Below are 13,072 nucleotides of genomic sequence, written 5' to 3'. Positions count from 1 at the left end.
CTACACTCAGGAACTCCGTCCATGGATGATTTAACCCTGCGTTATTACGAAGCCGAAATGCGCTACCTGCGCGAAGCCGGTAAAGAGTTTGCCCGCGCCCACCCTGATCGGGCAGCCATGCTCAATCTGGATAAGACCGGGGCGCGTGACCCTTATGTTGAGCGCCTGTTTGAGGGCTTTGCCTTCCTGATGGGCCGCCTGCGTGAAAAGCTCGATGATGACCTGCCGGAACTGACGGAAGGGCTGGTGAGCCTGCTGTGGCCGCATTACATGCGCACCATTCCGTCGCTCTCCGTGGTGGCCTTTAGTCCGGAGTGGCAGCAGCTTCGCAAAATGGAAGTGCTGGAAAACGGCTTTTCCGTTCTGTCGCGTCCGGTCGGTCCCGATAACACGGTCTGTCAGTACCGCACCACCCGTGACGTACCGCTGCAGCCGCTGCATCTGAGTGAGGCCCGCCTGCAAACAGAGCCCGATGGACGCGCTGCCATTCGTCTGCGTTTCGAATGCCCCGACAAAGTGGACTGGTCAAAAGCCGGTATCGAGAAGGTAGCCATCTACCTCGATGCCGACAGCCCGGTGGCCTCGGCCCTGCACCTGGCGCTGACACGCCGGGTGCAGGCAATGTATGTCCGCCACGCTGAAACCCGCACCGAACGGGTCCGCTTCGACGGCTGGTGCAAACCAATGGGCTTTGACGATAGTGACCGCCTGTGGCCAAAGGGCGATTCTGCGTTCAGTGGTTACCAGTTGCTGCTGGAGTATTTCAGCTTCCGCGAGAAGTTTATGTTCGTGGAGCTTAAGGGGCTGGAGCATGCCGGGCTGAGTCAGAAAACCACCTGGTTTGAGACCGATATCGTGCTCGACGGCGGCTGGCCGTCAGACCTGCCGTTTGAGACCGAAAATTTCCGCCTGCACTGTGCGCCGGTGATTAATCTGTTCTCACTGGAAGCGGACCCGCTGACGCCTGACCCGCTGCAGAACGAATACCTGCTGCGCCCGATGCGTGTGCAGGACGGGCATACGGAAATCTACAGTGTGGATGCCATTCACGGGGCGGTGAAAAACGGCAAACACCCGTATGTGCCGTTCACCAGTTTCCGCCACCGTGGCGGCATGATGCGCCATGACGCGCCGGAGCGTTACTTCCACACCCGTGTAAAGCGCGGCCCTTCGGGGCTGTATGACACCTGGCTTATCCTTGGCGGTAAGTCATTCGAACTGGAGCAACTGTCACAGGCCCCGGAGTCGCTCTCCATCCGCATCACCGGTACCAACGGTCAGCTGCCGCGCCGATCGCTGGAGAGCACGCTGCTGGACAGGGTGGTGAAAGCGGGCAAAGTGCCGGTTCGGGTCATGAACCTGAAGGTGCCGACTTTGCCGCTTTATCCGCCTGCCAGTGACCGTTTCCACTGGCGGGTCATGAGCCATCTGGGCTCCAGTTTCTTAAGCATGATGGATAACCCGGAGGTGCTGCGCGGCACCCTGGCGCTGTATGACTGGACCGATGACGAGATGAACCGCCGCCGGCTGGATGCGATTGTGGCGGTAAAGCACACCCTAATCCGCCGCTTCGAGCGGGGCTTTATGCTGCGCGGGGTCGACATTGAAATTACCCTGAATGCCGATAATTTTGCCGGGGAAGGGGATGTCACGCTGTTTGGTGAAATGCTGCATCGCTTCTTTGCCCTTTATGCCGATGTGCACCTCTTCAATCAGCTCACACTGGTACTGCAACCCACAGGGAAACGACTGCGATGGAAAGAGAATTACAGCCAGCACATTCCGGGCTGACAGAAGCGCTTCGCGACGACATCTGGCGGGTTAATTTCTACCGCTTCTGTCAGCTGCTGGAGCAGGAAAACCCGGATGCGCCGAAACTGGGCAGTACCGAGAAACTGTCCGGCGACCCGGTGCGCTTTCGTCCGTGGCCGGGGATGGGCTTCCCGGTCAGCGAACTTAAAGCGGTTGAAACCGATGAAGATTACCCGGACCTGTCGCCTACGGTGCGTACCACGTTCCTTGGGATGTACGGCGTGGATTCACCGCTACCGACGGCGTACCTCGATGATATTGCGCAGCGCCGGGAAGGACACGAAGCCACCACCGCGTTTCTCGATATCTTCAGCCACCGCATCCACACCCAGTATTACCGTATCTGGCGTAAATACGCTTACCCGGCGACCTTCGAAGCTGGTGGTACCGATGACACCTCCCGGTGCCTGCTGGGGCTGGTCGGTCTTGGCATCCCGGGGACGGCGGAGCAGATTGCCACGCCGGTCTCCCGCTTCCTGGCGCTACTGGGGACCATGCGGCTGCCCACCCGCAACGCCGAAGGCATCCGCCAGCTGGTGAGTCTGCTGGCCCCGGACACCCGGACCACGGTTATCAGCCCGGACCCGGTGAAAGTTCCTGTGGAGAATCGCAGCGGGCTCGGTAAAGACAACCGCGTGTCGCTGTCACAGCGGGCCACACTTGGCAAAACAGGGAAAGAGGCCTGCAGCCGTATCCTGCTGATGCTGGCAACCGACAACCCACAGGAGGCACAGGGCTGGTTGCCCGGCGGTCAGTTGCACACTGACATGATGGTGCTGCTGCGGGTGTACATGGGGTACCGCTCCGATGTGCGTCTTCGCCTCATGGTGCCGGTGAGTTGCCTGCCTGAACCCCGTCTGGGTAAGGCAGGTCGTGTACAGCTGGGCCGCACCGGCGTGCTGGGCCTGAAGCGGGACAAACCTGCAACCCGCACGCACCTGACCGTGAGTCTGGGCACTTATGAAGGCCTGACCTGTGAGAGCCTGCGACCGGCACAACCCGGCGGCTACCGTTTCGACTGATATTCCGGAACGCAATACCCAACACCAGACACATTCAACACGCCCCTGTTTCTGAAGGCTGAAAAGGACTCCCCGAATGACTTTCGCTTCCCTGTCGCGCAGCGTCGCACTGATGCTGCTCTGTTTCCTGTTGACCGCATGTGGCCTGACTCAGGCCGTGTCGGACGGCACCGTCAGCGCCACTAAAGCCATCTTCTACAAAAAAATAAAGGTGCTGCACCTGGATTTCGAGCCGCGTGCCGCCGCCAATGCTGATGAAAGCCAGACGCCGCTTGCCACCATGGTGCAGGTGTACCAGCTCAAAGATCGGCAGAAAATAGATGCCGCCGACTACCAGAAACTGCTGCGTGATGCAGATAACACCCTCAAAGAAGAGATCGTCGCCAGCAAATCGCTGCTGGTGATGCCCAAAGGCAGCATGACCCTCAATATGCCGATGAACGAAGAGGCCAGTTTTGTGGCGGTGGTGGGGCTGTTTAATCGGCCGGATATCAAAAACAACACCTGGAAGCTGGTACTGAGCCGCGACGACCTCGACCCGGACAAGCCGCGCACTATCCAGCTCAACAGCACCGGGCTGACCCTGGTGCCGGTAAAGGAGTAAGTTCATGGACACCCTGCAGGATAACTGGCTGGCCCTGTTTGGCGGGCAGACCCGCTATACGCTTGAGATAAATGACAGCATCCTGAAGCCGGATGTGCTGAGCTTCCACGGGCGCGAAGCGCTGAATGCGCCGTCCGAATGGCGGATTGAGTTCACCACACCCCAGAAAGGCATTGCCCGTCAGGATGTGATGCTGAAGTATGCCACGCTCAGCATGCGCTCTGGCCGTGTGGTGCGGGGCATCATTACCGGCTTTAAGCATCTGAAAGACACCGCAGACCAGACGCATTTTGCGGTAACGCTCTCCTCGCGCCTGGCGTTACTCAGCCACACTCGCCGCTGTGCGGTTTACCAGAATGTCTCCGTACCGGAACTGGTGGAGCAGGTCCTGCGCAGCCACGGGCTGGAAGGAGCGGATTTTGAATTCCGGCTGGAACGCACTTACCCGGTCCGCGAACTGATTACCCAGTGGCGGGAAACCGACCTGCAGTTTATTCAGCGAATACTGGCCGAAGACGGCATCTGGTTCCGCACCGGGGTGAACACCACCACCGGGCTGGACACGGTGACCTTTGGCGACAGCCAGCTGCAATATCAGTTTGATGTGCAGTTACCGTACCGTGAACCTTCAGCGCTGCATGACGGCGCAGTCGAGGCCGTGTGGGATGCCAGAGTGTGGCACCACACGGTGACCGGTAGCGTTGTCTTCCGTGACTACAACTACCGTACGGCCACCACGCCGATGGATGCGCGCGTCAGCGTCAGAAACGAGGTCGCCACCACCGGTGAGCACTACCGCTACGCCGCGCCGTATCGTGAAGCGGGCGACACCACCACCTCCGAACCGGAAACCGAAAGCGGCGCGTTTTACGCCCGCATTAATCATGAACACGCCCTCAATAACGCCATCCGTCTGCATCTCTTTAGTAACGCCAGCCACCTGACGCCGGGCATGGTGCTGGAGACCGGCGACAGTGGCGTGCCGGAGCTGAAAGAGGGGATGGTGATTACACTCACCACCTTCCGCGCGGCCCGGGATACCCGTCTGCACGTTTCGGTATGGGGCATGCCCTACAGCGAGCAGTTTTGCTTCAGACCTGAGCCTGTACCACGCCCGCTGATTACCGGGACGCTGCCGGCCCGAGTGGAAAGCGACGAGAAGAATGACCAGTATGCGCACCTGGACAGCCAGGGCCGCTATCGGGTGAAACTGGATTTCAGCCGCGAAGATGCAGAGCCCGGTTATAACTACCTCTGGGTACGCCAGGCCAAACCGTACGCCGGGGATACGTACGGCTGGCACACGCCGCTGATAAATGGCACTGAAGTGGGGATTGCTTTTGACGGCGGCGACCCGGACCGTCCGTACATCGCCCATGCCTTTCATGACTCTGAACACCCGGACGTGGTCACCCGCGATAACCGCAGCCAGAACATCCTGCGCACCGCGGGTCAGAACGAACTGCGGATGGAAGATCAGCGCAAGAGTGAACATATCGCACTCAGCACGCCGTTCGGGGCCACGGCGCTGAACCAGGGGCATATCGTCGACACGGAAAACGAGCCACGGGGCACCGGGTTCGAGCTGCGCACCGATGAGTCCGGGGTTATCCGTGTGGCCAAAGGCTTACTGGTGACCGCCGACGGGAAAATGCGTGGAGAAGGTGAGGTGCTGGATATGGACGCGGCGCTGAAAGAAATTGAGGCGGTGAACCAGCAAATCGCGGCACTGGCCAGCGCCACCCGTCAGGCGAAAGCCCTGGAAGCGGACATCGCCAGTCAACAGGCGATGTTCAGCACCCGCCTGAAAACCCTCCATGAGATGATCCACTTCTCTGCACCTGAAGGGATAGCGTTCACCAGTGCTGAGCATCTGCATCTGGCGGCCGCGAAGAATGTCTCCCTTAATGCCGGTGGTGATATCAGTATTGGGACCCAGGGGCATATCACCGGACTGGCTGGTGACAGCGTGGGAATGTTTTCCCGGCACGGTAAGCTGAGCCTGATTTCGGCTCAGGGACCCGTACAGTTTCAGGCCCAGAACGGGATGATGCACCTGAGCGCGGAGCAGAAACTGACCCTTATCTCTGCCAGAGAGATGCTGCTGGCCGGGAAGAAGCGAATACGCCTGGTGGGTGGCGGAAGCTCCATCCTCATTGAGCAGGGACAAATCAAGTACGAGACTGCAGGTACCTATACCCGCAAGGCCAGCCGACTGGATACGGAAGGTGGGGGCAGCCAGCCACTCGTTTTCCCTGAGATGGGGATTTCACATGCTTATTCTGCTGTTTATCAGTTGCAGGATGAGCAGGGCAGGATCCTTGCAGGAAGACCTTATTACCTGAAGACTCCATCCGGGCAGGAGGCAAGCGGATTCTCTGATTCAGAGGGCCGGACCGTAGCGATATATACCCGTGAGCAGGAGGCTGTAGACCTGCATGTTGTACCGGACAAGCCGCAGCCGGAAGAATCCATGTGGTTTATCGGTGATGGAGACCAACAGCAACTGACAACCGAATACAGGGAGGATGTGTAATGGAGCTGCCCGATTTACCCGATACCCCGGGTGCTGACATCCCCACCGGGACCAATAATCAGCCGTGGGACTGTACGACAACCGGCGTTGAAATGGTGGAGAAACAGTCGCGCTTACCGACGACCAACAGCCGCCAGTATTTGCATATCAAGGTGGAGTACGCGATGCGTTTTCCACGGTTGTCTGCAGAAATCCGTCGCAACGGCAAAAGCTATCAAATGAGCCTGAAGCAACTGATGCTGAGTGGACTTATTCGCGTGGATGAGATCAAACGCGATTACCGGTGGTGGTATAAAGCCGAAGTCCCGTTTGATATGCGCACCACTCCGCCACGTCCGTTTCTCAGCAGCGCGTTACTGGGCGAAGGCGCTGGCAGGCGGCACACCACCAATCCTTTCCCGGTGCCGGGCAAGGGAATTTACCGCCGTCCGGATGTCATTATTGTCAAAAATATGAATGACCGCTGGCCGGGGCTCGCGGGGCCGGACACGGAAGGTCAGATGCACGCTGATAATCTGGAGCGCCTCGTGGAGGTCAAGTTTCCGGGGGATGTACTTAAGGACAGCCAATATAGAGATTACATGATCATCGTGGGTAGAGATCGTAATCGCATGACTATCCTAGAGATCCATGACTGTCGCACGGAAGAACAACAGTGGAGCGATCAGGTGGTGAACGTGACGATGAAAGCTTGGAAGACCAGCGGAGCTAAGTACTGGCCTCTATTCCTCTACCCGCCGATATTCACTCCTCGTCCACCGGCGACACCTACGCCAGCGAGAGTAGAGCCGTGGACCTGGGCCGGGAAAGCCGTAGCTGACCTCAGCGAAGGAGCTGTCAACAATATCGCCGCCGGCTGGCATGCGCTGTCAGAAGAGATGCAGCAAAAGCTCAGTCAGGCTGCGGGCTGGCTGAACGACAGTGGGGAATGGGTATATTCTCAGGGGAGCCAGGCATGGCGCTGGGTCAGTCAGACGGGACGCGCAGTGGCTTCTTGGACGGATGAACAGCTTCGGGCTGCATGGCTTAAAATCCAGAAAACCACCGATATGACACTGGATATGCTGAAACAGGTCGACTGGGTGCAGGTACTGACGGATGTGGCAATAACTGTCGGTGTGGTGCTGGTTGCTGTCGGCGTGGGTGTTCTGGTGGTCACACTCGGTATCCCGGAATCCTTACTGGCGGCATTTTTACTAATTGTGCGTCTGGCAATCACTGCCTGGGAAGCGCTGGCGTTGGCTCTCAGTGGTACCGCTGTTGGTACACTGGCAATCCAATAAGGAAAGATAATGGAACAGCAGGATTTTGATCTGAGTTATATCGAGAAGTGGCTGCCGGAAGCATCGGTAAAATACAAGGATGGTAGCCAGGCGGTGAATCTGGGGTTGATTATCACCGTTTTTTTTAAAGACGGTCATACAGCCGAGGTTCGTCGTAAAATGGTGGAGTGCGTAGATCGCTATTACGATGAATTTAAGCCACATCTCAAAAAAACACTTGCCCCTAAATGGGTATCTATAACAGACAAAAATTACAAAAGAAATCGCCTGGAATTTTTAGAACTGACAGAAGAAGAGACCGATTCGTGGTATTTGGGGAGTGCTGAGAAAGATTATTTGTCTCCTGATTACAGCATCTTGGTTATGAACACTCGGATTTTCCATAACGATAATGACCGCTCTGTCATTAAGCTGGTGTTCCCGTTAACACTGCTGAAAGAGCCTGAGGGTAAGGAACGTTATCAATCTTGGTTGATGTGGCTTTGTAATACCTTCAACGTTGAAAGCGGTTATGCGGGGTTGTCATTTATTCTTCCTTACGCTTTTGAGCGAATGTTTCCATACGAATACAAACTGGCTCAGCGCTTTCCGGGCGTGATGGTGGATTCTCTGGGAACCCTGGAAGGCGGTGAGGCAGTGGAGGGAGTAAAAGGCCCTTGTTGGTACACCATTCTCGGTAATCCCTGGCAGGAAAAGCTCGGTGGTACAGACACGTTGGCTCACCGTCTGAAGAAGACTCCTGAGATTGAACTGCTGTCCTATAACGGCGGCATTATCCTTAAGGCTGGAGCAATGCCGCCAGCGCTCGGAGAAACTAAAACCGAAGCTTTACCGCCATTACTGGTAAAAGTGAATCAGTTAATTAAACCTATTAGATACGACGGGCATAACGGCCTGCATTTCTACTCCGAACATGAAAATTTCCAGTTTGAGGAAGAATCCTCCATGGCATGGTTTGCTCGCTTCGATGGAGCCAGTGCTGCGCTGGATAAAGAAGATGAAGGTAAGTCCTGGGAGCCGGTCAGGATCACCTGCTGGAGTGGTGAAAAATCTCAGTTTGAAGGTCGATGGGCCACCATTGTTAACGGGACGACGCAGTACACCCAAACCCGCGACGGGCAGATTATGCCGGAGTTTGAAGATAAGCATGGTAAGAAGCACCCGGCCCGTTGGTCGCTGCTGGAAAGAGATGATGGTGGCAGCGTATTTGCTGTGACTCCAGATGAGGGAGATTGATTCATGTCGCGTAATTCGCCCTCATTATGCGAGATGCTTTACGGTAATTTTGTTGGCGATCTCGACCTTCAGCATATCAGTGAAGAAAATCAGGTCATCCTGTCGGTGCTGGATAATATGCAACGGATCCTTAACTGCCGTGCCGGCACACTGGCGCATCTAACGGACTACGGCCTGCCAGATTTGCCGGGACGCTGCCGGCCCGCGTTGAGAGCGACGAGAAGAATGACCCGTATGCGCACCTGGACAGCCAGGGCCGTTACCGGGTGAAACTGGACTTCAGTCGTGAGGATGCAGAGCAGGGCTATCACTACCTGTGGATACGTCAGGCCAAACCCTATGCCGGGGATACGTACGGCTGGCATACCCCGCTTATCACCGGTACGGAAGTGGGTATTGCCTTTGACGGTGGTGACCCGGACCGCCCGTATATCGCCCATGCCTTCCATGACTCAGAGCATGCCGATGTGGTCACCCGCGACAACCGTAGCCAGAACATCCTGCGCACCGCCAGGGATAATGAACTGCGAATGGAAGACCAGCGTCAGGCTGAGCATATCGCGCTGAATACGCCGTTTGGTGCCACCGCCCTGAATCAGGGGCATATCGTGGACACGCAGAACGACGTTCGCGGCACCGGGTTTGAGCTGCGCACCGATGAGTTCGGGGTTATCCGTGTGGCAAAAGGGCTGCTGGTCACCGCCGACGGGAAAACGCGCGGGGAAGGTGAGGTGCTGGATATGGACGCGGCGCTGAAAGAAATTGAGGCGGTGAACCAGCAAATCGCGGCACTGGCCAGCGCCACCCGCCAGGCGAAAGCCCTGGAAGCGGACATCGCCAGTCAACAGGCGATGTTCAGCTCCCGCCTGAAAACCCTCCATGAGATGATCCACTTCTCAGCACCGGAAGGGATAGCGTTCACCAGTGCTGAGCATCTGCATCTGGCGGCCGCTGACAATATCGCCCTGAATGCGGGCGGTGACATCAGTATTGGAGCTGAAGGGCATATCACCGGACTGGCAGGCGACAGCGTGGGAATATTTGCTCAACACGGCAAGCTGAGTCTGATTTCGGCTCAGGGACCCGTACAGCTTCAGGCCCAGAATGGAATGATGCACCTGAGCGCGGAGCAGAAACTGACCCTTATCTCTGCCAGAGAGATGCTGCTGGCCGGGAAGAAGCGAATACGGCTGGTTGGTGGCGGGAGCTCCATCCTCATCGAGCAGGGACAAATCAAATACGAGACTGCAGGTACCTATACCCGCAAGGCCAGCCGGCTTGACACAGAGGGTGGGGCTTCGCAGACGGTAAAAGTGCCCTATCTACCGGGGAAGGGAGAGAGCGACCTCGCTCTGAACTTCTTTGACGGGCAGGAGGCTATCCCGAAAGCACCTTATACCCTTCGTTTCGAAGGGGGAAGCGAACTGGCTGGCGTACTGGATGAGCAGGGATATGCCCTGCACAAAAATGTGCCGTTTGAGTCAGCAACCGTGACTTACCAGCTTCCACCACCTGAACCGGAAAAGCCGTGGACGCCGTGGGATTTACTGCTGGAAAAAACCAGCGTCAGGGAGGGATAAAATGATCGATCAGGAACTTCAGCACGCACTGGCTTTCTACCAGCCCCCGCCACAAAGCTGGTATGACGAACTGGCCGATAAAGCCAAAGCATCCGGAGAGTGGTTGTGGGAAACACTTCAGGGCGACTTTAACGAACAGCAGACGACCGGGCAGATTGTGACCGGAACGGTTATCTCAATGATCCCTCTGGTGGATCAGGTCTGCGACGTTCGCGACCTTATCGCCAACTGCAAAAAAATAAAGGAAAATGACACTGAGATATGGCCGTGGGTGTGTCTTGGTCTGACGCTGGTTGGCTGCTTTCCGACGCTGGGGTCTCTGGTGAAAGGCAGTGCGAAGGTGATGTTTTTGTCAGTCCGTAAAGCCCACTTCAATGAACTGAGCAAGGCCGGTAATTACAACCGTCTGCTTGACGGGAGTGTTACGCAACTTAACCGTTTTCTGGATACCCCTGCGGTTCGCGGCACGTTACGAACACTTCGTATCTACAATCCCTATCACTATCTGGCAGGCAAAATTGATGAACTGAAAGGCATGCTCAGTACATCTGCGCTGCTTGAGGTGATGGACAAACTGATGAAGGTGACGCGCAGTCTGTTCGATACAGTAACCAACTGGGGGCCATCCAGCCTGCAACGTCCGGTTGCTGAAGTCTGGGACACGCTGGTTGCGGTACGCAGTAAGGCGAACACTATGCTGGCGAAAGCCCTGAAGCCGCTGAACGACATTCTGGAGCGGCTGGCAAATCGTCTCAGAGTCGAAGGGGATAATGCTTTTCGTGCTCATGTGGGTGATAACGCTCACCATTATGGCGCGAAGCGAGCCAGTGAAGAAGTGGAGTATTTCAAGCGTGATAAGCCTGATTGGGTGGATGTAGGGGCAAAGGAACGTGCTTACCCAACGTTAGAAAAGTTTAATGGGCAAGAAGCTATCTCAGATGGCTGGCCCGATATCAGTGAGACCAGTAGAAATCCTGTACTAAAAGGGAAATTTAGCACCTTCGATAAATCCATGCAGCCAAAAGAAATTCCGCCTGGCACGGTTATTTATCGAGTCATTGACCCAAGCTCGAATGATAACAGCATCTGCTGGATGAATAAGGCTGAATTCGACATGCTGACCAGTAAAAGTGACTGGCGGCGGCGCTTTGCAGTCTGGAAAAGCTGGAATGAAAATGGTGAGTATGTGACCTACACTATCCCGCCGGGAAAACCACTGAAAGTCTGGGAAGGAAGAGCTGGAACGCAAGTTAATGAAAATGCGGAAGAATTTTCACTGAAAGGAGGGGCGGTGCAGATTGTACTCGACCCGTCACAACTGAAGAAAGAATACACCGGTCCCCGGCAGAAAACTGGCTGGGGATATGGCGATGCTGCCAATGACCCTGTTTATCCGTATCAGGGATTGCCAAAATTGGAAAATACTCATAACTGGTACGAATCAAAGGACAAAAAATAATGGCTGTCTTACATCCCCAGGAATGCTATCTGCTGGAGAAATTTATTTCCCCTGAGCATTACGCAGCCACGCGTGATGCCATTATTGCTTATATTGATGCCCATGAGGCAGCCTTTGCACGCTATCTGCGAGAAATGCCATTAAATAATCGCAATCTCCCTCTCTGGCAGCAGGCTGATATGGTATGGGGAAATCGCGTTCTGCCAAACATTCGACCGATGAAAGAACGTTATATCAATGCCTATATTCTGCGCACACACAATGATATTCAGGCATTTAATATCGGACATGCCATGAGCAATATTCGCAAAGGTATTACCGAATTCTGGGATGGGTGGATGACACAAGATGAAATCGAAACAATATCTGAACTGGGAAGTATAGCCGCAATTCTGGATAGGAGGTTATCAGCGACCCTGGGTGCAACTTGGGACGAGGGGGATTTAACTTATGACGGTTTTGGGCATGATAGCAATGGAGTTTATACAAAAAATGATATCCCCTCTAAGGTTCCTCTCTACGAACTCGACTCATCGGTGCGAATAGAATTAGGTGAGAATCCTGTGCAAACAGGTATTTATTTACCTGATATTGATTTTGCTCCAGCCCGATTTATACCTGCTGATTATGGGCAGCCTGTATCGGCACGACAAGGAGTGCAGCGAAGCGATTATATTACTAAGGACGGCGAGAGGATCTATAGCTGGGATGACTCTGAATGGGCTAAAACAGGCTGGACGCTGATTCGTCGTATCGAAGGCGAATTTATTGATGTTCCACCAGAAGGTTTTTTCCCTGAAGGCAAGCCTGAAGAATTATACAACTGGCCGCAGAGAGAAAAAGATCTACTGAAGGAAACAGGAGTACGCATCACGTGCTGGAGTGGCGATGTTTCACCATTCGATGGTCGCTGGGCGACTATCGTTAACGGCACAACACAGTATACCCGTACCCACACCGGACAGGTCATGCCGGAGTTTGAAGATAAGGACGGCAAAATGCATCGTGCCCGTTGGTCACTTCTGGAGAGGGATGACAACGGCAGCGTCTTTGTAATCAAGCCGGATGGGGCAAACTGATGACGTCAAGAAATACGCCTTCTTTGTACGAGATGCTTTGCGGTAACTTTGCTGGTGATCTCGATCTCTATCAGGTCAGTGAAGAAAACCAGGTCATCCTGTCTGTACTCGATAACATGCAGCGCATTCTTAACTGCCGTGCCGGCACGCTGGCACATTTACCCGATTACGGGCTGCCGGATATGACCACTATTCTGCAGGGCCTGCCCGGCACAGCACATAAACTGATGTCCACGCTCTCCGACGTGCTGCTGAAATATGAACCGCGCCTGAAATCGATTGACGTGGTGCTGCTTGATCAGAATATCCCCGGCGAGCTGTGTTATGCCATTGATGCTGAGCTGAAGGGCATTGGCCTCGTGTGTTATGGAACCGAGTTTATGCCGGAAGGGCGGGTTCTCCTGCGACATCTTAAGCAACAGCAGTATCTTGACACGACAACCCGTCTGTAAGGCCAGAGA

The 13,072-nt window shown here is 55.2% G+C and carries 9 protein-coding genes and 2 pseudogenes; all 11 read left to right on the top strand.

What is annotated here, in order from left to right:
* The first annotated feature begins 21 nt into the window (after positions 1–21).
* The 11 genes and pseudogenes from tssF to tssE all read left to right on the top strand — a co-directional run bounded on the left by tssF (position 22) and on the right by tssE (position 13,063).
* Positions 22–1,791 carry a type VI secretion system baseplate subunit TssF gene (gene tssF, locus P349_RS12130; protein ID WP_032651276.1) on the top strand — a complete coding sequence of 590 codons (1,770 nt, stop codon included), beginning with the start codon at positions 22–24 and terminating at the stop codon, positions 1,789–1,791.
* Entirely contained in the window at positions 1,755–2,834 is a 1,080-nt protein-coding gene (tssG, locus tag P349_RS12135) for a type VI secretion system baseplate subunit TssG (RefSeq protein ID WP_032651278.1), read from the top strand. The genes tssF and tssG overlap by 37 nt, the downstream gene beginning before the upstream one ends.
* 76 nt (positions 2,835–2,910) lie before the next feature.
* Positions 2,911–3,438, top strand: coding sequence for a type VI secretion system lipoprotein TssJ (gene tssJ / locus P349_RS12140; protein WP_032651280.1), 528 nt, complete (start codon positions 2,911–2,913; stop codon positions 3,436–3,438).
* Between the two features lie 4 nt (positions 3,439–3,442).
* Positions 3,443–5,974, top strand: a complete 2,532-nt coding sequence (locus P349_RS12145; protein ID WP_032651281.1) for a type VI secretion system Vgr family protein — start codon at positions 3,443–3,445, stop codon at positions 5,972–5,974.
* Positions 5,974–7,257 (top strand): VRR-NUC domain-containing protein, encoded by a 1,284-nt coding sequence (locus P349_RS12150; RefSeq protein WP_032651283.1) that lies wholly within the window; start codon positions 5,974–5,976, stop codon positions 7,255–7,257. The genes P349_RS12145 and P349_RS12150 overlap by 1 nt, the downstream gene beginning before the upstream one ends.
* A gap of 9 nt (positions 7,258–7,266) precedes the next feature.
* The gene (locus tag P349_RS12155; protein ID WP_032651286.1) at positions 7,267–8,493 is read left to right on the top strand and encodes a DUF3396 domain-containing protein; all 1,227 of its coding nucleotides are present in this window, start codon (positions 7,267–7,269) and stop codon (positions 8,491–8,493) included.
* Between the two features lie 3 nt (positions 8,494–8,496).
* Positions 8,497–8,679 (top strand): annotated as a pseudogene (locus P349_RS25435) (type VI secretion system baseplate subunit TssE); the annotation flags it as partial.
* Between the two features lie 2 nt (positions 8,680–8,681).
* Positions 8,682–10,073 (top strand): annotated as a pseudogene (locus P349_RS12160) (DUF2345 domain-containing protein); the annotation flags it as partial.
* A gap of 1 nt (position 10,074) precedes the next feature.
* A complete protein-coding gene (locus tag P349_RS26630) occupies positions 10,075–11,532 on the top strand; it encodes a hypothetical protein (protein WP_238550762.1) in 1,458 nt (485 codons plus the stop codon).
* Positions 11,532–12,611: a hypothetical protein gene (locus P349_RS12165; RefSeq protein ID WP_032651288.1), complete on the top strand. Its 1,080-nt coding sequence runs from the start codon at positions 11,532–11,534 to the stop codon at positions 12,609–12,611. The genes P349_RS26630 and P349_RS12165 overlap by 1 nt, the downstream gene beginning before the upstream one ends.
* Positions 12,611–13,063 carry a type VI secretion system baseplate subunit TssE gene (gene tssE / locus P349_RS12170; protein WP_032651290.1) on the top strand — a complete coding sequence of 151 codons (453 nt, stop codon included), beginning with the start codon at positions 12,611–12,613 and terminating at the stop codon, positions 13,061–13,063. The genes P349_RS12165 and tssE overlap by 1 nt, the downstream gene beginning before the upstream one ends.
* The last annotated feature ends 9 nt before the right edge of the window (positions 13,064–13,072 follow it).

This window comes from Enterobacter sp. DC4 (assembly GCF_000568095.1).
Taxonomy (GTDB): Bacteria; Pseudomonadota; Gammaproteobacteria; order Enterobacterales; family Enterobacteriaceae; genus Enterobacter; species Enterobacter pseudoroggenkampii.
The sequence above is the reverse complement of the archived record's forward strand: the minus strand, read 5'-3'. Positions and strand labels throughout refer to the sequence as shown.

Excerpts from the sequence above, each read along its gene's own strand:
- tssF (WP_032651276.1), top strand. The coding sequence starts at position 22 with ATGGATGATTTAACCCTGCGTTATTACGAAGCCGAAATGCGCTACCTG.
- tssG (WP_032651278.1), top strand. The coding sequence starts at position 1,755 with ATGGAAAGAGAATTACAGCCAGCACATTCCGGGCTGACAGAAGCGCTT.
- tssJ (WP_032651280.1), top strand. The coding sequence starts at position 2,911 with ATGACTTTCGCTTCCCTGTCGCGCAGCGTCGCACTGATGCTGCTCTGT.
- P349_RS12145 (WP_032651281.1), top strand. The coding sequence starts at position 3,443 with ATGGACACCCTGCAGGATAACTGGCTGGCCCTGTTTGGCGGGCAGACC.
- P349_RS12150 (WP_032651283.1), top strand. The coding sequence starts at position 5,974 with ATGGAGCTGCCCGATTTACCCGATACCCCGGGTGCTGACATCCCCACC.
- P349_RS12155 (WP_032651286.1), top strand. The coding sequence starts at position 7,267 with ATGGAACAGCAGGATTTTGATCTGAGTTATATCGAGAAGTGGCTGCCG.
- P349_RS26630 (WP_238550762.1), top strand. The coding sequence starts at position 10,075 with ATGATCGATCAGGAACTTCAGCACGCACTGGCTTTCTACCAGCCCCCG.
- P349_RS12165 (WP_032651288.1), top strand. The coding sequence starts at position 11,532 with ATGGCTGTCTTACATCCCCAGGAATGCTATCTGCTGGAGAAATTTATT.
- tssE (WP_032651290.1), top strand. The coding sequence starts at position 12,611 with ATGACGTCAAGAAATACGCCTTCTTTGTACGAGATGCTTTGCGGTAAC.